The 19128-nt window shown below is 71.3% G+C and carries 16 protein-coding genes; 6 read left to right on the forward strand and 10 right to left on the reverse strand.

Going from position 1 to position 19128, the window contains the following annotated elements; translation table 11 throughout:
* Positions 1-141 precede the first annotated feature (141 nt).
* Entirely contained in the window at positions 142-924 is a 783-nt protein-coding gene (locus H9Y04_RS02105) for an ABC transporter ATP-binding protein (RefSeq protein ID WP_187811899.1), read from the reverse strand.
* A gap of 82 nt (positions 925-1006) precedes the next feature.
* Here H9Y04_RS02105 and H9Y04_RS02110 point away from each other — a divergent pair, with 82 nt between their 5' ends.
* The 4 genes from H9Y04_RS02110 to H9Y04_RS02125 all read left to right on the forward strand — a co-directional run bounded on the left by H9Y04_RS02110 (position 1007) and on the right by H9Y04_RS02125 (position 5931).
* Entirely contained in the window at positions 1007-1666 is a 660-nt protein-coding gene (locus H9Y04_RS02110; RefSeq protein ID WP_187811900.1) for a TetR/AcrR family transcriptional regulator, read from the forward strand.
* A gap of 167 nt (positions 1667-1833) precedes the next feature.
* Positions 1834-2682, forward strand: a complete 849-nt coding sequence (locus H9Y04_RS02115; RefSeq protein ID WP_187811901.1) for a 3-hydroxyacyl-CoA dehydrogenase family protein — start codon at positions 1834-1836, stop codon at positions 2680-2682.
* Between the two features lie 181 nt (positions 2683-2863).
* Positions 2864-3178: an STAS domain-containing protein gene (locus tag H9Y04_RS02120; protein ID WP_187811902.1), complete on the forward strand. Its 315-nt coding sequence runs from the start codon at positions 2864-2866 to the stop codon at positions 3176-3178.
* Positions 3179-3411: 233 nt separating this feature from the next.
* Positions 3412-5931, forward strand: coding sequence for an ATP-binding protein (locus tag H9Y04_RS02125; RefSeq protein ID WP_187811903.1), 2520 nt, complete (start codon positions 3412-3414; stop codon positions 5929-5931).
* 116 nt (positions 5932-6047) lie between these two features.
* On the opposite strand, the gene nucS is transcribed toward H9Y04_RS02125, so the two are convergent.
* On the reverse strand, positions 6048-6707 hold the full coding sequence (gene nucS, locus H9Y04_RS02130) for an endonuclease NucS (RefSeq protein ID WP_187811904.1): 660 nt from the start codon (positions 6705-6707) through the stop codon (positions 6048-6050).
* Between the two features lie 266 nt (positions 6708-6973).
* On the opposite strand from nucS, the gene H9Y04_RS02135 reads away from it, so the two are divergent.
* A complete protein-coding gene (locus H9Y04_RS02135; protein WP_187811905.1) occupies positions 6974-7366 on the forward strand; it encodes an SCO5389 family protein in 393 nt (130 codons plus the stop codon).
* Positions 7367-7431: 65 nt separating this feature from the next.
* Here H9Y04_RS02135 and H9Y04_RS02140 read toward each other — a convergent pair whose 3' ends face one another.
* Positions 7432-8460, reverse strand: coding sequence for an LLM class flavin-dependent oxidoreductase (locus tag H9Y04_RS02140; protein ID WP_187811906.1), 1029 nt, complete (start codon positions 8458-8460; stop codon positions 7432-7434).
* A 277-nt stretch (positions 8461-8737) separates the two neighbouring features.
* Between H9Y04_RS02140 and H9Y04_RS02145 the strand changes: the two genes are divergently transcribed.
* Positions 8738-9073: an Rv1322 family protein gene (locus H9Y04_RS02145; protein WP_187811907.1), complete on the forward strand. Its 336-nt coding sequence runs from the start codon at positions 8738-8740 to the stop codon at positions 9071-9073.
* A 30-nt stretch (positions 9074-9103) separates the two neighbouring features.
* Here the strand turns inward: H9Y04_RS02145 and H9Y04_RS02150 are convergent, their stop codons facing one another.
* The 7 genes from H9Y04_RS02150 to mce form a co-directional block, all read right to left on the reverse strand.
* Positions 9104-10030 (reverse strand): ABC transporter permease, encoded by a 927-nt coding sequence (locus H9Y04_RS02150; protein WP_187811908.1) that lies wholly within the window; start codon positions 10028-10030, stop codon positions 9104-9106.
* Positions 10027-11298: an ABC transporter ATP-binding protein gene (locus tag H9Y04_RS02155; protein ID WP_187811909.1), complete on the reverse strand. Its 1272-nt coding sequence runs from the start codon at positions 11296-11298 to the stop codon at positions 10027-10029. Before H9Y04_RS02155 ends, H9Y04_RS02150 begins: the two co-directional genes overlap by 4 nt.
* Positions 11299-11506: 208 nt before the next feature.
* Positions 11507-12277: an ABC transporter permease gene (locus tag H9Y04_RS02160; protein ID WP_187811910.1), complete on the reverse strand. Its 771-nt coding sequence runs from the start codon at positions 12275-12277 to the stop codon at positions 11507-11509.
* A gap of 3 nt (positions 12278-12280) precedes the next feature.
* Positions 12281-13255, reverse strand: a complete 975-nt coding sequence (locus tag H9Y04_RS02165) for an ABC transporter ATP-binding protein (protein ID WP_187811911.1) — start codon at positions 13253-13255, stop codon at positions 12281-12283.
* Between the two features lie 88 nt (positions 13256-13343).
* Positions 13344-14276: a coiled-coil domain-containing protein gene (locus tag H9Y04_RS02170; RefSeq protein ID WP_187811912.1), complete on the reverse strand. Its 933-nt coding sequence runs from the start codon at positions 14274-14276 to the stop codon at positions 13344-13346.
* Between the two features lie 320 nt (positions 14277-14596).
* A complete protein-coding gene (gene scy / locus H9Y04_RS02175; RefSeq protein ID WP_187811913.1) occupies positions 14597-18349 on the reverse strand; it encodes a polarized growth protein Scy in 3753 nt (1250 codons plus the stop codon).
* Positions 18350-18692: 343 nt separating this feature from the next.
* The gene (mce, locus tag H9Y04_RS02180; protein WP_165331631.1) at positions 18693-19124 is read right to left on the reverse strand and encodes a methylmalonyl-CoA epimerase; all 432 of its coding nucleotides are present in this window, start codon (positions 19122-19124) and stop codon (positions 18693-18695) included.
* Between the last annotated feature and the right edge of the window lie 4 nt (positions 19125-19128).

Here is a 19128-nt window from a genome sequence, read left to right on the forward strand (position 1 = left end):
GGGGGGCGGGGGGGCGGGGCGGGGGGGGGGGGGCGGGGGGGGGGGGGGGGGGGCCGGCGCCGGGGGGGGGGGCGGGGCCCCCCCCCCCCCCCCCGGGGGGGGCGGGGGGGGCCCCCCCCCCCCCCCACCCCCGTAGCGGAGCTACACGGCGACCGGGATCGTGCCGACCGGGGCCGGTCCCCGCCCCGTGATCGCCAGGAACGTGTCCTGCAGCGTGGCCGCCGCCGACCCCGCGTACCGCTCCTTGAGCGCGGCGGGTGTGCCCTCCGCGACGACCGTGCGGTGATCGACGATCACGAGCCGGTCGGCCAGCGCGTCCGCCTCGTCCAGGTAGTGCGTGGTCAGGAAGACCGTGGCGCCGTGCCGGTCGCGCAGCGCACGCACCAGCTCCCACAGATCGGCGCGACCGCCGGGGTCGAGCCCGGTCGTGGGCTCGTCGAGGAAGAGCACCGCGGGCCGGTGCGTGAGCGCCATCGCGATGTCGAGGCGCCGGCGCTGGCCGCCGGAGAGCGCCGCGCATTTGCGGTCGAGCAGCTCGGTGAGTCCGAGCTCGCCCGCCAACTCCTCGGCGCGCGCGGCCGCTTGGGGCTTGGCCAGGCGGTAGAGCCGCCCCTGGGTGACCAGCTCCTCGCGTACGGAGACGTTCGGGTCCACGCCGCCGGACTGGGCCACGTACCCGCACTTCTCGCGCACGCCCGCCGGATCCCGTACGAGATCGCAGCCCGCGACCGTGGCCGCGCCGCCGGTCGGGGCGAGCAGCGTCGTGAGCATCCGCAGAGTGGTCGTCTTGCCCGCGCCGTTCGGGCCGAGGAATCCCAGGATCTCGCCGGGCTGCACCGTCAGGTCGATCCCGCGGACCGCTTCCACCGGGCCCCGCTTGGTCTGGAAGGTCCGGGCCAGACCGGCCGTACTGATGATTGCCATGCGGTACAGAAAAACAGGGTGACTTAAATTTTGCAACCTCCCCAAAATTTCAGAGAGCCCAGATACGGCCTACGATGAGGCCATGGCGAAGGCAGCACGGACGAAGCCCGAGGGGCTCAGGGAGCGCAAGAAGCGCGAGACCCGGCAGCGGATCTCCGACATCGCGACCGGCCTGTTCCTGGAGCGCGGCTTCGACGCCGTGCCCATCGCCGAGATCGCCGAGGCCGCGGACGTCTCGGTCAACACGGTCTACAACTACTTCCCGGCCAAGGAGGACCTCTTCCTCGACCGCTCCAGCGACGTCGTCGACCGCCTCTCGCGCTACGTACGGGGCCGCGCCGACGGCGAATCGGCGGCGCAGGCCGTGCTGCGCGAGTTCCGCGCCGAGGTCGAGGCCGTCTCGCCGCGCGTCGGGCTCTTCGAGGGGTACGCGTCCTTCATGGCCGTCATCGAGAACGCGCCGGCCCTGCGCTCACGCCTGTGGCGCATCCAGCAGGAGGCCGTGGAGGACATCGAGCGCACCCTGCGCAAGGAGGCCGGGGCCGCCGAGGGCGACCCCCTGCCGATGCTCGTCGGCGGGCAGCTCGCCTGGGCCCAGGGCACCCTCATGGGCTTCATCGGGCGCGAGATGTGCGCGGGGCGCCCGGCCGCCGAGGTCTCCCGCGACGCCCTCCGGCTGCTCGACGAACTGGAGGAAATCCTGGGCGAAAAGGTCCTCAACTACGCGGTGCGCACCGCGTGATGGGCCGCCCCGGTGTGATGTGCGTCGTATCGGGCGTGACGCGCATCTCGTAGGCCCCCATCGCGGTCTCACGGCCGCTAGTGTCCGGCGGGTAGCTCAGTAAACGGTTCGTAAGGACAGCGTGGTACGCACAGCGTGGTGCGTACGGCGGGACAGGAGATCGCGCAGTGGCCAGGAAGCTCGCCGTCATCGGAGCCGGACTCATGGGGTCCGGAATCGCCCAGGTCTCCGCCCAGGCCGGCTGGGACGTGGTCCTGCGCGACATCACCGATGAAGCCCTGACCCGCGGGACCGACGGCATCAAGAAGTCGTACGAGAAGTTCGTGAGCAAGGGCAAGCTGGACGCGGCCGACGCCGAGGCGGCGCTCGGGCGCATCACCACGACCACCGATCTGGACGCGTGCGGCGACGTCGACATCGTCGTCGAGGCCGTGTTCGAGAAGCTCGAGGTCAAGCACGAGATCTTCCGCGCGCTCGACAAGATCGCGCGCGAGGACACGGTGCTCGCCTCCAACACCTCGGCGATCCCGATCACGAAGATCGCGGCGGTCACCGAGCGTCCCGAGCGGGTCGTGGGCGCGCACTTCTTCTCGCCCGTGCCGATGATGCAGCTCTGCGAGCTGGTGCGCGGCTACAAGACCAGTGACGAAACCCTCGCCCTTACGCGGGAGTTCGCCGAGTCGGTCGGCAAGACCTGCATCGTCGTGAACCGCGACGTCGCCGGTTTTGTCACCACCCGGCTGATCTCGGCGCTCGTCGTCGAGGCCGCCAAGCTGTACGAGTCGGGCGTCGCGAGCGCCGAAGACATCGATATCGCCTGCAAGTTGGGCTTCGGCCACGCGATGGGCCCGCTGGCCACGGCGGACCTCACGGGCGTCGACATCCTGCTGCACGCGACCAGCAACATCTACACCGAGTCCCAGGACGAGAAGTTCGCGCCGCCGGAGCTGATGCGCCGGATGGTCGACGCCGGGGACATCGGCCGCAAGAGCGGTCAGGGCTTCTACAAGCACTGAGCGTGAACTGACACCGGCCGGCGCGGAGATCCCCTGCCGGATTCCGCGCCGGTGTCCCTCGCGCGAGTGAATTGGGTATCGGTTCGCTTACGGACGGCAACTTCTGCGTCCGTCAGCCAGTCAGTTGGGTTGAGAGTCCATTCGCGATCGGACCGTCGAGGACCAACTCCGGGGAGTGCATATGTACATCAGGGGCGACCATGCCGAGCTGGCCGTCGGGGGCAGCCTCGACGTCCGCAGCGCGGCGGACGCCCGGACCGTGCTGCACTCCGCCCTGGACGAAGGGGCGGGCGATCTCGTGCTCGACCTCGGGAGCCTCGACGCGCTCGACGCCACCGGACTCGGCGTGATCATGGGAGCGCACCGGCAGGCGGGCCGCTGCGGCCGGCGCCTTGTCCTGCGCAATGTGCCGCCGCAGATGCAGCGCCTCCTGGTGGCCACGCGGCTGCACCGGATCCTGGCCATCGAGGGCGGCATCGGGGCGCACCCGCTGTAGAGGGGTGCACCGCTGCGGCGGGGCACGGGGCCCGCCCGCGGGGCGGTACGCACGCAATCCTCACGAGACTGTGACGTCCCGGACGGCGCGGCACCCCGGCTGTTCGGAGATACTGAGCGAAGGTCTAAGGTTCGGTCGCTCACTCAACAAGAGAGCACCGGACCAGAAGCGACAGTGTGGTGTGCGAAAGGCCGGGGAAGCCAAGGCACATCCGCTTTTGGGGGGCTTTGACCATGGACCCGACGAACCGGGGACCGCAAGACTTCGGTCACGACGAGGACCGTTCCGACGCCGGTGGCGGTGCGCCGCAGCGCCCGCCCCGTGACGCGATCACGCCCGACTTCGGCAGCCCTGTGCCCGCGCGCACGGTGCAGCTGGTCTCGGGGGACTTTCTGCTCACGGTGAATCCCGTGGACGGCAGCGAGATCGAACCCTGCCCGCCGCTCGAACTTCCGCCGCGGCCGGTCAAGTTCACCCTCGCCGAGCGCACCGAGCTGGCCCGCGCGGCCAAGCCGCCGGTGCCGCCGGGGCCCGAACAGCCGCGCCGCGTCCTGCTCGAGCGCCAGGACGAGCGCGAGCGCCTCGTACGGCTGCTCGCCCGCGGCCGCTCCGTACGGCTCACCGGTCCGTCCGGATCCGGCCGTACCGCGCTTCTCGACACCGTTGCCGAGGACTGCCTGGACCTCGCGCCCGACGGCGTCGTACGTCTCAACGGTCACAAGCGCGGCTCCGCCGAACTGCTCCACGACCTGTTCACGGCCGTCTACAAGTCACCGCTGCACCGGCCCGACCGCGACAAGGTCCTCGACCTCGTACGGGACATCGGCGCCGTGGTCGTCGTGGACGACCTGGAGTTCGGCGGCAGCGCGCTCGACGAGTTCCTCGAGGCCACGCCCGAGTGCGCCTTCCTGCTCGCCGCGACACCCGAGGTGGCGGCGCCGTCCGCGGACTCGCACGTCGAGGAGGTCTTCCTCGGCGGACTCAGCCGCAGCGCGGGCCTCGAGCTCCTGGAGCGCGCGGTGGGCCGCGCCCTCACCGACGACGAGGCCGGCTGGGCCGGTGACCTCTGGTTCGAGTCCGAAGGCCTGCCGCTGCGCTTCGTGCAGGCCGGTGCCCTGCTCCGGCAGCGCGACCAGCTGCGCGCCGACCCGGCGGCCTTCGACGAGTACGGCTACTACGCCGACGCTCCCGTCGACGCGCCCTTCGACGCCGAGGACGGCCACGACGTACCGCTGCCGACGCTCGCCGAGGGCGCCGCACCCGCCGAGCTGCTCGCCTCGCGGCTCAGCGAATCGGCCCGCACCACACTGAAGTTCGCGGTCGCGCTCGGCGGCGAGGTGCCGCACCAGGCCCATCTGCCCGCCCTCGTCGGCGACACCCACGCGGACGCCGCGCTCGGCGAGCTCGCCGCCGTCGCGCTCGTCACGCCCGTCGGCGCGCGCTGGCGGCTCGCGGCGGGAGTCCAGGCCCAGCTGACCGCGGCCGGTTACGCGGCGACCGCACAGGAGCGCGCGGAGCTCGCGCACACCGCCGCGCAGCACTACTCCTGGTGGGCAGGGCACCCCTCGGTGACGCCCGAGCGGGCCGTGTCCGAGGCAGAGGCCGCGCTCGCGGCGCTCACGATCCTGCTCGCCTCGGCCGAGCCCGGCCATGCCGGTGCGGCCGTCCTGCTTGCGCGTACCGCCGCCCCCGCCTATGCCGCGGGGCTCGACTGGAGCACGTGGGAGCGGGCGTTGCGGGCCGGCCAGGAGGCGGCGCGGCTGGCCGGAGAGGTGGCCGAAGAGGCCTACTTCCACCACGAGTTGGGGATACTCGCGCTGCTCGGCGGCCGGCTCGACCGGGCCCGCGCCGAGCTGGAGGCCTCCATAGGCCTGCGCGGCGCGCTCGCCGACAAACGCGGCACGGTCGCGGGCCGCAGAGCGCTCGCGCTGGTCGCGGACCGTTCCGGGGGAGTGCTGCACGGCGGCCGCGCCCCGGCGGGCGAGGAAGTCCCGGACGCCCGGTACGACGAGTCCGCGTCCCCGCCCGGCGGCGTACCGGCGGCGTACGCGCTGCCCGGACCCGACCCCGAGCCGCCGACCCTGATCACCCGCCAGCCCGCACCCGACCCGGGCGCTCGGCGCCCGCGGACCGGTGGCGCGGGACGCGCGGTGATCAGCGGCACCCGGCGCAATCTCGTCGCGGCGGGCGCGGGCGCGCTGCTCGCGGCCGTGCTCGGCACCGTGGTGACGCTCGGCGCGACCTCGGACGACGACCCGTCGAACCGGGTGCGCCCGGGCCAGACCGCGAGCGAGCAGGACAACGGCGACGGACTGCCCGCCGACCAGCCCGACAAGGACGGCGACGGCGAACCGGACGCCGACTCCACGCAGCGGCCCACCGACCCGGGTGAGGACGGAGTCATCGGCACGTCGGACGACCCGACGCCGCCGGAGACGAGCGACGAGCCCTCGGACTCGCCGAGCGGCAGCGACGGGCCCACCAAGAAGCCGACGGACAAGCCGACCACGAAGCCGCCGAGCTCCTCGAAGCCGCCGTCCTCGTCCAACCCGCCGGAGACTTCGGAGCCCCCGGAGACCTCCGAGCCGCCGACCACGCCTCCGCCGACCACGGACGACCCGCCGCCCACCACTCCGGACACCTCGGACACCGCCAGCACCCCGGTGACCAACAGCCCGTCCAGGAGCGAGTCGGCCAGCACCTCGGCGGACACCAGCCCCACGGGCAGCACGAGCGCGTCCGCCATCATCTAGGGCCCGGCTCGCAGCATCGACCCAGGACGCCCGTAACGACAAGAACGCCGCGTCTCCCGGACAACCCTCCGGGAGACGCGGCGTTCTTCTACGTACGGGAAGAAGGGCGGCGGATGCTAGAACAGGCGCAGCTTGTCGTCCTCGATGCCGCGCAGCGCGTCGTAGTCGAGCACGGTGCAGCCGATGCTGCGGTCCGTGGCGAGCACGCGGGCCTGCGGCTTGATCTCCTGGGCCGCGAAGATGCCGCGCACCGGCGCCAAGTGCGGGTCGCGGTTGAGCAGTTCGAGATAGCGGGTGAGCTGCTCGACACCGTCGATCTCGCCGCGCCGCTTGATCTCGACCGCGACGGTCATGCCGTCCGCGTCCCGGCACAGGATGTCCACCGGGCCGATGGCCGTGGGGTACTCGCGGCGGATCAGGGTGTAGCCCTCGCCGAGGGTCTCGATCCGGTCGGCGAGCAGCTCCTGCAGATGGGCCTCGACGCCGTCCTTGATCAGACCCGGGTCGACCCCGAGCTCGTGGGAGGAGTCGTGCAGGATCTCCTCCATCGTGATGATCAGTTTCTCGCCTGCTTTGTTGATGACCGTCCAGACGCCCTCGTCCTCCTTGAGGGTGCAGGGCGGGGACATCCAATTCAGCGGCTTGTAGGCGCGGTCGTCCGCGTGGATGGAGACGCTGCCGTCCGCCTTCACGAGGATGAGGCGGGGGGCCGACGGGAGGTGGGCGGTGAGCCGGCCCGCGTAGTCCACGGAGCAGCGGGCGATGACGAGACGCATGGTCGGCAACGCTACTCGACGCGGCACCGTTCGCGCGATTCGCCCCGTGGACCGGGATACGGCCCGCATGCCCGGCCGGGGAAATTCCCGGCTTGCCCCTGTTCAACCTTGGTTGGTTTGTGGCCGGTTGTGGCCGCCTTCTCCTGGTGCGCGCACGATGCGTTGCCTACCGTGGAAGCAGGAGGTCGCGAAGCGTGCACGCTGCGTAGGCGGTTTCCGGCCCAATCCGTCAACCCCCGCTCCCCGGGGGTGCGAGAGGAGAACCCATGTCGCTCGACGTCTCACCGGCTCTGTTGGCACAGGCCGAGCGAGGCGAGGTCGATGAAGCGGAATTCGTCGACTGCGTCCGGACATCCCTGCCGTACGCATGGGAAATGATCAGCTCGTTGGTGGCACAGCTGGAGGTCGACGGAGGAGAGTTCGCCGACAACCAGACCCCGCCGGCCACCGAGCAGGAGCGCGGACAACTGCTGCGCGCGCTCGCAAGTGATGCGATACGTGGTGCTCTGCAGCGCCACTTCGGGGTGCGTCTGGCATTCCAGAACTGCCATCGTGTCGCTGTGTTCCCCGTCGGCCCCGAAGCCGACGACAGGCTGGCCCGCTTCACCTCGATCCGCGGCCAGTTGCTGAACCAGTCACCTGAACTGCGGGACTGCTGAGGCCTGTTGCTGCCGCTCCGTACGCGGGAGGTGTATCCGGGGCGGCAGCCCTCGCCGATCCATGGTCAGCTCAGCCGGGGTAGGACCTCCGCCCCGAGCCGCCGCAGATTCTCCTCGGTCGAGTCCAGAGCTCCCGAGCCCTCCGTGAGCAGCGCGAAGCGCGTGATCCCGGTGCGCTCCGCCGTCGCCGCAAGACGGTCCGCGCACAGCTTCGGTGTGCCCACCGGGTGGATCGACGTCAGCAGCTCGGTGTACGCGAACGGGTCGCGCATCTTGCGCTCGCGGCCGTCCACGGTGACATGCGCGTCGAGGCCCTGCTTCAGCCAGCCAGGCATCGCCTTGAGCAGCATCTCGGCCGCCTCCACGGTCCGGTCCGCGACTTGAGCGACGCCCGCCGCCACATGCGGGGCCGCGGCCACCTCGTCCGGGGGCCGGCCCGCCGCGAGCGCGTACGAACGGTAGAGCGCGACCATCTCGGCCTTCTCCTCGTCCCCGATGTGCATGCCGAGCAGCATCGCCAGCCCGCGCTCCGCGGCGAGGCGCACACTCGACGGCGAGGTGCAGGCGAGGATCAGCTCCGGCCCCGCGGGACCGCTCAGCGCCTCGTCGGGCCGCGGCACGACGGGCACTTCACGGAACGAGTGGCGCTCTCCCGACGCCCCGACGGCCGGTTCGGTCAGCCAGCGGTGCAGCACGTCGAGCGACTCGGGAAAGTCCTTCTCGTACGCTTCGACGCCCGCTCCGAAGACCTCCAGGTCCACCCAGGGGCCGCCGCGTCCCACGCCGAGCGTGAAGCGGCCGCCGCTGGTCAGATGGAGCAGCGCGGCCTGCTCGCCGAGCGCGACGGGGTGCTGGGTGGGCAGCACGCTGACCGCCGTGCCCACCCGGATCCGCCGGGTGCGCCCGAGCAGCAGCGCCGCCAGGGTCGTGGCCGACGGGCAGACCCCGTACGGCACGAAGTGGTGCTCGGCCAGCCAGACCGAGTCGAGCCCGGCCTCCTCGGCCACCTCGGCACTGCGCACCGCACGGTGCAGGGCCTCCCCCTGGCCCTGGCCCGGGAACTGGGCCGCAAGAACAAAGCTTCCGACACGCATCGCCTACTGCCTCCTTGGCGCCGACGCGGTACTCCCCCTACTGGCAACAACGCCTGACACGTGCCAAAGGCACGGCTTGGCATAAAGGTTGGCCCATTTTCTTATGAGCGACAGGGGTGCTGATGAGAATGTGCTGAGTTGTGCACTTGTCCGGGCCCTTGTGACCGCCCGTGTCCGGTGCCTCGTATACGGGCAGGTACCCCCTCGTGTCCCGCGTAGGCTTGGCGACGGTCCGTATCCACGCAGTCCCTGTGACGTCAGCCGGTGAGGTGTTCCCGTGTCCCCGCGCAAAAACCGCCCCAAGAACTCCGGCGGATCAGGCCGAGGCGGCGGCGGTGACGACGACGGGACGCGCTACGGCGGCTTCGAGCACCAGGAGCACCATCAGGGCGAGGAGTACCGCGTACGGCATGTGGCGGGGGCGAGTGCGGCCGGCAAGACGTACCGCTGCCCGGGATGCGACCAGGAGATCCCCTCGGCCGTGCCGCATGTGGTGGCCTGGCCGCAGTACGGCGGCGTCGACGACCGGCGGCACTGGCACAAGGCCTGCTGGAACGCGAGGGACCGCCGCACCTCGAAGGTGCAGCGGTCCCGTAATGCGCCCAAGTACTGAGGCGTCCACGTACTGAGTCAGGCGAGGCCTTTACACGTCACGCTTGTGGGTGAGGGCGAAGGCGCCGACGAGCGCCCCGACCGTCACACAGGCCAGGATGCCGAGCAGACCCCAGCCGCTGCCCGAGCCCTCGTCGCCCATGAAGGGCAGCTGGTAGAGGGTGGCCAGACCGTTCAGGGGCGAGTACTCGACCAGCGCCTCCTGGAGATCGCGCAGGCTCTCCATCTGCATGAACAGGGCGAGCAGCATCGGCAGCAGGATCACCGCGAGCATCGTGGTGATCGCACCCGCCGAGTGCCGCAGGATGGCGCCGATGGCGAGCGCGAGCAGACCGAGCAGCGCGACGTAGAGGGAGGCGCCGACGGTCGCGTCGACCCACTCGCTCGTGGTGGCGATGACCTCGCCGTTGACGATCGACTCCTCGGGCAGCGTCGTGAACTCACCCGGGGACTGCCCGCCGAGCATCGCCGACTGCATCAGTGCGGTGAGCGTGGTGGCGACCAGCGTCATCACGAACGACAGCGAGAAGAACACGATCGCCTTCGCGGCGAGCACCCGGCCGCGCGCCGGACAGGCGGTCATCGTCGTACGGATCATGCCCGTGCCGTACTCGGAAGTGATCACCAGGACGCCGAGCGTCACGATGCAGATCTGGCCGAGCATCAGACCGAACAACCCGCCCGAGAGCAGCGGGATCTCGGCGTACGAGGAGCTGGAGAAGCCGATCGCGGTCAGCAGGCCGATGCCGAGCACGAGGACGAACATCACGCTCAGCGTCCACATCGTGGAGCGCACCGAACGGATCTTGGTCCACTCGGAGGCGAGGGCGTGGCCGAGGTGCGTGGAGCGGATCGGGATCGGCGACGTGTAGGTCGCGGCGGGCGCGCCCTGCCACTGCGCCGGCGCCTGCTGCTGCATCGGGACCGGGGCGGCCTGCGGGGGCGTGGGGGTACTCATCGGGCGGCCCCGTTCTCGTTGTTCTCGGACTTGGTCAGATCGGGCGCGGCCGCGGGCGCGGGTGCCGCCGGGGGCGCGGCCGTGGGCGCCGGGGGAGCGGCGACCGGAGCGGCGGGGACGTCGGCCGGCTGCGCGTACGGGTTGTGCACGGGCGCGCCCTGCGGGGCGGGGGCACCGGGCTGCACGGGCGCACCCGGCTGTACGGGCGCACCTTGCGGCATCCCGAACGGCTGCCCGCCCTGCTGCGGCGGCGGAGGCGCGTACCAGCCCGGCTGGCCCTGGCCGGGCACCGGCGCCTGGAACTGGGCCTGCGGCGGCGGCAGTTGCTGCTGCAGACCGGCCTTCTGGTCGATCGTCGAGCGGTAGTCGACGGCACCCTGCGTCATCCGCATGTACGCCTCTTCGAGGGAGGCCTGGTGCGGCGACAGCTCCCACAGCCGTACGTCGGAGTCATGGGCGAGGTCGCTGATCCGCGGCAGCGCGAGACCGGTCACGCGCAGCGCACCGTCCGCCTCGGGCAGCACATGGCCGCCGGCCTCGGTCAGCGCGGCCGAGAGCTTCTCGCGCGCGGCGGGCTCGGTGTCCGGGGTGCGCACGCGCGCGAAGTCCGCGGAGTTGGCCGAGATGAAGTCGCGCACGCTCATGTCCGCGAGCAGCTGCCCGCGGCCGATCACGATCAGGTGGTCGGCGGTCAGCGCCATCTCGCTCATGAGGTGCGAGGAGACGAAGACCGTACGGCCCTCGGCGGCCAGCGCCTTCATGAGGTTGCGGACCCAGAGGATGCCCTCGGGGTCGAGGCCGTTGACCGGCTCGTCGAAGAGCAGCACCTGCGGGTCGCCGAGCAGCGCCGCGGCGATGCCGAGCCGCTGGCCCATGCCGAGCGAGAAGCCCTTGGAGCGCTTCTTGGCGACGTCCTGCAGGCCGACGACACCGAGCACCTCGTCCACGCGGCGGGCCGGGATGCCGGACAGCTGCGCCAGGCACAGGAGGTGGTTGCGGGCGTGCCGGCCGCCGTGCACCGCCTTGGCGTCGAGCAGCGCGCCCACCTGGCGCGGGGCATTGGGGAGCTTGCGGTAGGGGTGGCCGGCGATGGTGACGTGACCGGCCGTGGGGTTGTCGAGCCCGAGGATCATGCGCATCGTCGTCGACTTGCCCGAACCGTTCGGCCCGAGGAAACCGGTGACGGCACCGGGCCGCACCTGGAAGGAAAGGTTGTACACGGCCGTCTTGGCGCCATAGCGCTTCGTCAGGCCGACTGCCTCGATCATGCTGCACCCATCGACAGGTCAGGAACAGTGGTCGGGGCACACGGAAAGTTCGTCCCCCTTGGAGCTAAGGAGGATAACGAGCCGTTGACGGTTCCGGCCATGCGCGACGGGTGTATCCGGGAAACCTCAGGGGGTGCTCCGGGAACTTCCGTACTTTTGGTCGGGCATCCCGTTTCAGGGGCGGTCGGGCATCCCGCTTCCGGAGCGGTCAGGCATCCCGCTTCTTGAGGAGCAGATAGCCCACGCCCAGCGCCACGACCACCCAGGCGATCATGATGGCGAGCCCGCCCCACGGGCCGTACGGGGTGTCGTCGTCGAAGGGCTTGACCACCTGCATGACCTTCTGGCCCGCCTGGTCCGGCAGATAGCGGGCGACCTTCTTCGTCGCGGAGACCGAGCCGAGGATCGGCGAGACCAGGAAGAACAGCGGCATCAGGATGCCGAGCGACAGCATCGGACTGCGCAGGATCGACGCGACCCCCATCGAGAAGACGGCGACCAGGGTCATGTAGAGCCCGCCGCCGATCACCGCGCGCAGGACCCCGTCGTCGCCGAGCGACACCTTGTGGTCGCCCATCATCGACTGGCCCAGGAAGAACGTGGCGAAGGCGGTGACCATGCCGACCACGAGCGCGAGCGCGGTGGCGACGGCCACCTTGCTGAACAGGAACTTGCCGCGCTGCGGCACCGCGGCCAGCGAGGTGCGGATCATGCCGGTGCTGTACTCGTTGGCGACCACGAGCACACCGAACACGATCATCGCCAGCTGGCCGAGGCTCATCCCGGCGAAGCTGATGGCGGTGGCGTCGAAGGTCAGCTTGTCCTTCGCGTCCAGCTTGTCGAAGTCACTCGTCGCGAAGTACGAGATCAGCATGCCGAGGCCGATGGTGAACACCATGGCGAGCAGCAGCGTCCACGGCGTCGAGGCCACGGACTTGATCTTGGTCCACTCCGACTTCAGTACCCGCGTCGACGACATCGGTCACTGCTCCTTCTTCTGCGACCACTGGTCATTCGACTGCTGCCAGCCGGAGGTGTCGGGCGCGCCCGTGTCGGAGTGCGCGTGATACTCGACGGACTCGGCCGTGAGCTGCATGAAGGCCTCTTCGAGCGAGGCCTGCTGCGGGCTCAGCTCGTGGAGGACGAGGTGGTGCTGTGCGGCGAGCTCACCGAGCCGCTCGACCGGGGTGCCGTCCACTTCGAGCGTGCCGTTGCCGGCCTCGATGACGGTGATGCCCTCGGCGTGCAGCACATCGCGCAGCCGCTCCTGCTGGGGGGAGCGCAGCCGGGCGTAGGAGCGGGAGTTCTCGCGGATGAATCCGGCCATCGAGGTGTCGGCGAGCAGCCGGCCCTGGCCGATGACGACGAGGTGGTCCGCGGTCAGCGCCATCTCGCTCATGAGGTGCGAGGAGACGAAGACCGTACGGCCCTGGGCCGCGAGGCCCTTCATCAGATTGCGGATCCAGTGGATGCCCTCGGGGTCGAGCCCGTTGACCGGCTCGTCGAACATCAGGATCTGCGGATCGCCGAGCAGCGCGCCCGCGATGCCGAGCCGCTGGCCCATGCCGAGCGAGAAGCCCTTGGCCTTCTTCTTGGCGACGGCGGTCAGGCCGACCGTGTCGAGCACCTCGCGGACCCGGCTGTCGGGGATGCCGTTGGACTGCGCGAGGCAGAGCAGATGGTTGTACGCGCTGCGGCCGCCGTGCATGGCCTTGGCGTCGAGCAGGGCGCCGATGTACTTCAGCGGATGCTTGATCTGCGCATAGTGGCGGCCGTCGATCCGGACATCGCCCGCGGTGGGGTTGTCGAGCCCCAGCATCATGCGCATCGTCGTGGACTTGCCCGCGCCGTTCGGCCCGAGGAAGCCGGTCACGATGCCGGGCCGGACGGCGAACGTGAGGTCGTTGACGGCCACCTTCTCGCCGTACCGCTTGGTCAGGCCCTCGAGCTCGATCATGCGGCCCACGCTAAAACGGGACAAAGCCCCCTGCCACTTGGAGTGACAGGGGGCTTTGTCCTCGTACGACGGCCTCAGCGGCCCTCGGTCAGCGCGACTGCTGAGCCGGAACCCCGCGGGTGACGGGCTCGTCCTCCGGCGCACCCGCCGCAGCCACGGCCGCACCGGTCAGCGTGGCCAGCATCTCGCGGACGTTGGTCAGCTGCGCGTTGATGGAGTCGCGGCGGTTGGTGAGCGCCGCCAGCTCGCGCTCCGATTCGCTGCGGATCCGGTCGGCCTTGGCATTGGCGTCGGCCACGATGTCCTCGGCCTGGCGCTGCGCGGTCTCCACCGTCTGGCGGGCGCGGCGCTCGGCGTCGGTGCGCAGCTTCTCGGCCTCCAGGCGGAGCTGCTCCGCGCGGTGCTCGATCTCCGCGAGGCGCTTCTCGGCCTTGGCCTGACGCGAGGCCAGGTCGCGCTCGGACTGCTCGCGGCGCTTGGCGAGGTTCGTCTCGAAGTCCGCGGCGGCCTGGGCGGCCTTGGCGCGGGTCTCCTCGAAGAGGGCGTCGGCCTCCTCGCGCTTCTGCTGAGCGTCCTTCTGCGCCTCGGCGCGGAGCGTGGCCGCGTCGCCCTTGGCCTTCTCGACGATGCGGACGCCCTCGTCCTCGGCCTTGGCCTTGCGGTCGGCGGCGAAGGACTCCGCGTCGTTGCGCACCTGCTGGGCCGCCGACTCGGCGAGCTCACGGTGCTGCTCGGCCGCGCGGCGGGCCTCCTCGCGCAGATCCTTCGCCTCCTCCTCGGCGAGGCGCAGGATCTTCTCTACGCGCGCACCGAGGCCGGCGTACGACGGCTCGGCGTCCGCGACCTGGGCCTGCGCGTTCTGCGTCTCGAGGTGGAGCTCCTCGATGCGCTTTTCCAGAGCAGTGATACGCGCCAGGGCACTGTCACGGTCGGAGACGAGCTTGGAAATGCGTTCGTCCACCTGAGCGCGGTCGTACCCACGCCGCACAAGCTCGAAGCCGTAGGGGGAAGTGTCGCTCATGGGGTTCCTGTCGAATGAGACCGGTGAGGTGATAGAGGGAATCCTAGGGGCCCGGGCGGCGTGTCATCGAGCGTATGGCGGTTTGATCTGGAGAATGCCCACCCTTTTGAGTGGCTGATATCAAGACCGCTTGCCAGCACCAGGGTCGAACGTCCTTGTCGGGTACGGGGTTTGTGCCCACCGCCACCGGTTGAACGGCAGGCCACCCGAACGAGACCATCACGGACAATCCATCGGATCGTCACCCGAACGTGGCCCGGAACCTTCGGAGAAGGCCCGGACCGAGCTGTCCGGAGAGCTGCCGAGCCGTCCGGAGAGCTCTAGCCGTCCGAGGACTTGCCACCCGAACGAGGGGCGCCGACGCTCGCGCCCGCCTTGACGCCGCTGTCCTTGCCGCCGCCGACAGGGGCCTCAAAAGACTCCAACGCCTCAAGTACGTCCTGGACACGGGAGATCTCGGCCTGGATGTCCTCACGCCGGCGCACGAGCACGTCCAGTTCGCGCTTGCCCTCCTCGACCATGCGCTCGGCCTCCGCCTCCGCCTCGGCCTTGACCCGCTCGGCCTCGCGCAGCGTCTCGGCCTTCTTCTGCTCGGCCTCCTTGAGCAGCTGCTCGGCCTTCTTGACCGCGGCGATACGGACCTTGCCCGCCTCGGAGTTGGCCTCCGAGACGAGGTTCTTGGCCTTGGCCGTGGACTCGGCGAGCTGCTCCTCGGCGGCCTTCACGAGCGCGTCGCAGCGCTCGCCCGCCGACTTCATCTGCTCGGCCGACTCGCGCCGCGCCCGCTCGTGCAGCTCCTCGATCTCGCCCGTGATGCGGTCGCGCAGCTCCTCGGCCCGCTCCCTTATGGCGGTCGCGTCCCGGCGTGCGCCGACGAGGAGTTCATCGGCGTCCGTACGGGCCTTCTCGACCAGGGAGTTGCCCTCGACGGTCGCTTCGGAGACCAGACGCTCGGCCTCCACACGGGCCGCGCCGACCATGGTGTCGGCCTGCGACTCGGCGTCCGTGGCGGTCTTGAGCGCCTTCTCGGCGGCGTCCGCGGTGAGCTTCTCGGCCTCGGCCACCGCTTCGGTGACGAGCTTGTCCACCTGCTCGGCGGCCTCGCTGCGCCGCTTGTTGGCGGCCTGGCGCGCCTCGTCGAGGGTGCGCTCGGCCTCCGACTGCGCCTCGCTGCGGATCCGTTCGGCCTCGGCGGCCGCGTCCGACTTGATCTGTTCCGCGGCATTGCGGGTGCGCTCGGCGTGCTGCTGCGCGGAGCCGACCGTCTCGGCCGCCTCGGCGCGCAGCCGCTCGGCCTCACCGGTCGCCTCGCCGATCAACTGGTCGGCCTGCGCGGCCGCGTCGCTGCGGATCCGGTTGGCGTCCTCGCGCGCCTCGGCACGCGTACGGGACGCGTCCTGCTCCGCGGAGGCGATGGCGTCCGAGGCCTCGGTGCGCAGCCGCTGGGCGTGCTCCGCGGTCTCGGTGCGCAGCCGCTCGGACTCCGCGATGGCGTCCGCCATCGTGCGCTCGGCGAGCGCCTTGGCGGCCTCGGACTCGTCCTGCGCCTCCCGCCGCAGGCGCGAGGCGTCCTCGGAGGCGCGCTCGCGCTCGGCATAGGCGTCGGCGCGGACCCGGTCCGCCTCCTCCTGCGCCTCGGTCTTCGTGCGCTCCGCGGCATGCTCGGCGGCCGAGCGGAGACCGGTGATCTCCTCCTGGGCCTGCTCCTGCAGTCCGGCGACGGAGTCCCGTACCTGCTGGGCCGTCAGCTCCGCGGCGGCCACGAGATCGGTCGCGCGGCGGTCGGCCTCCTCGACCAGGCGTACGGCCTCGGCCTGAGCCTCGTCGACCCGGGTACGGGCGCTGGCGAGCAGCTCCTCGCTCTGCTCGCGGGCCCGCTCGCGCTCCTGGTCGGCCTCGCCGCGTGCGGCGGTGAGCAGCTCCTCGGCCTCGCGCCGGCGCCGGCCCGCCTCCTCCTGCGCGGCCCGCAGCGCCTCCGCGGCCTCGGTGCCGAGCCGCTCGGCGGCGCTCTGCGCCTCGGCCCGGATCCGGTCCGCGCTGTCCTGCGCCTCGGCCTTCAACTGCTCGGCCTCGGTGGCCGCTTCGGTGCGCAGCCGTACGGCGAGGGTCTCGCCCTCGGAGCGGGCCTGCGAGGCGTCGGCCGCGGCCTCGGTGCGCAGCCGCTCGGCCTCGGTCTCGGCCTGCTGCTGCAGCGTACGAATGCGCTCGGCGGACTCCGTACGAAGTCGCTCGGCCTCCTCGGCGGCCTCACGGCGCAGGCGCTCGGCCTCGGCGCGGGCGTCGGCGAGTGCGGCCTCGGCCGCGGTGATGCGCTGCTCGGCCTCGGTGTGCAGCCGGGTCAGCTCCTCGGCCGCCTCCGACTGCCGCTGGGCGATGGCCCGTTCGGCGTCCTCGCGGAGCTTGGCCGCGGCCGTCTCCGCCTCGGACTTGATCCGCTCGGCCTGCTCCTCGACCTCGGTGCGGTGCCGCTCGGCCTCGGCGCGGGTGCGCTCAAGCGTTTCCTCGGCCTGCTTGCGCAGGGTCGTGGCGCGCTCGATGGCCTCCGTACGGACCCGCTCGGCCTCGGTGCCCGCCGCGGTGCGCAGCTCGTCGGCGTCCGTGCGGGCCTTGGAGAGCAGCTCCTCCGCGGAGTTGGCCGCCTCCTCGATCTGCTGGACCGCCTCGCGCCGCGCCTCGCCGCGGATCCGCTCGCCCTCGGCGACGGCCTCGGCCCGCAGCTGCTCGGCCTCGCCGCGCAGCCGGCGCGCCTCCTCCTGCAGCTCCTCGGTCTTGGCCCGGTACTCCTTGGTGTCGTCCTTGGCCGCGCCCTTGAGCTGCTCGGCGATCTCCTGTGCCTCGCCGCGCAGCCGGTCGGCCTCCGCCTGGGCCTCGCGGCGGATCCGCTCGGCCTCCTCGCTCGCGGCCTTCGTGGTCGCCTTGGCGTTCTCGGAGGCCTTGTTGAGCACGTCCTCGGCGGTCCTTGCCGCCTTGGAGAGCTGGGACGCCGACTCCTCGGCGGTGATGGTGCGGGCCTTCTCGGTGGCCTCGGCGGTGACCTTCTCGGCGGCCGCGCGGGCGTCCGCGAGCAGCTGCTCGGCCTGCGCCTTGGTGGCCTCGGCCTCCTTGGTCGCCTCGCTGACCAGGCGCGCGACCTGCTCCTTGGCGGTGCGGGTGCGCTGCTCGTTGGTGGACTCGGCGGTCGTGATCCGCTTCTCGGCGGCTTCCTTCGCCTCGGCGACGACCTTCTCGGCCTCGGCGCGCGCCTCGCGCAGCGCCGTCTCGGCCTCCTGCATCCGCTGCTCGGCGGCGCGGGACAGTTCGGTGGCCTGGCGGCGGGCCTGGTCGGACTCGGACGCGGTCGACGTCCGCAGCTGCTCGGCGTGGTCGGTGGCCTCCTGGGCCTGCGTGGACGCGGCGTTCAGAAGGCGCTCGGCGTCCGCGCGGGCACGGCGCAGGATCTCCTGTGCCTCGGTGCGCGCGGCCTCGGCCTCACCGGTCAGGCGCTGGCGGGCCTCGGCGTTGATCCGCTCGGCCTCGGCGCGGGCCGCGGCCAGGGCCTGGTCGGCCTCGGCGCGGGAGTCGTCGAGGAGGCGGCGGGCCTGCTGCTCGGTGCGGGCGCGCAGCTGCTCGGCCCAGGCGACGTTCTCGTTGACGTGGTTCTCGACGGTCCGGCGGCGCTCGGCCAGCTCCTGGTCCAGCTGCTGGCGGCGCGATACGGCCTCGGCGTGCAGCTCGGACTGCAGGCGGGCCTGCTGCTCGGCGTGCTCCTGGAGGATGCGCTGGGTCTGTGCCCGGGCCTCGCGCAGCTCGCGCTCGGCGTCGGTGCGCAGCTGGTCGGCCTGGATCTGGGCATTACGGAGCAGCTGCTCGGCCTGATAGCCGATGTCAGCGGTGTCGTAGGCAGGACGGCTCGCGAGGCTGCGGCGCGCCTCGTGGAGCTTGGCGCGCAACACCTCGACCTGGTACCCCAGGTCCTCGGCGTGCTGAACCGCCTTCTCGCGGTCCTTCTTCAGCCGGTCCATCTCGGCTTCGAACCGCGAGAGGCTGTCGGTCTCAGCCGGCCGCCTGTTCTCCTGGCCTTCGTAGCCCCGCACTGCGCGGTCCCATCCTTCCCCAAGCTCTTCGAGCAGGGGAGACCCCAACCCTGGTCGCAAGTCTCTCCAACCGAGCCCTGTCCATCCGCCGAACGGGGCTCCCGGGGAATGGTGTCAGATCATCGGCAGGACAGGGGCGGCTGCCCCGACGCCCGTCCCCCGAAATCGAGACCCCGGCAAGCAGCCGTGCCAGTCGAGCGCACGGCCGCCCCCAACCCTACCGGGCCCGATAACGCGAGGTCAGTGGTCCCCAGGTCCTGGCGTCAAATCCCCGCCGGCCCGGCGGCGTCTGGTGCGCACGCTCGGCCGCCCTTCGGGCGACGGCGGGAATTTGACGCCAGACCTAGGACTCAGCCGGTGCGGATGTGACGAGTTCCGTGAGGACTCCGTGGCAGTCCTTGGGGTGCAGGAAGGTGATCCGCGACCCCATGGAGCCGCGACGGGGCTCGTCATAAAGGACACGGACGCCCTTTTCGCGTACGGAAGCGGCGTCGGCGTCCACGTCGGCCGTACCGAACGCGATGTGATGAACTCCCTCCCCGTTCTTGGCGAGCCACTTCGCGACGGTGGAGTCCTCGCGGATCGGCTCGAGGAGCTGGAGGTACGAAGCCCCTCCGTCGGAGGTCTCGTTGATCTTGAGCATGGCTTCGCGTACGCCCTGCTCCTCGTTGACCTCGGTGTGGAAGACCTCGAAGCCGTACGTGGAGACGTAGAACTCCACCGTCTTCTCAAGGTCGTGGCAGGCGATCCCGATGTGGTCGATGCGCGTCAGCATCCAT

This window comes from Streptomyces polyasparticus, from assembly GCF_014493765.1.
Taxonomy (GTDB): Bacteria; Actinomycetota; Actinomycetes; order Streptomycetales; family Streptomycetaceae; genus Streptomyces; species Streptomyces polyasparticus.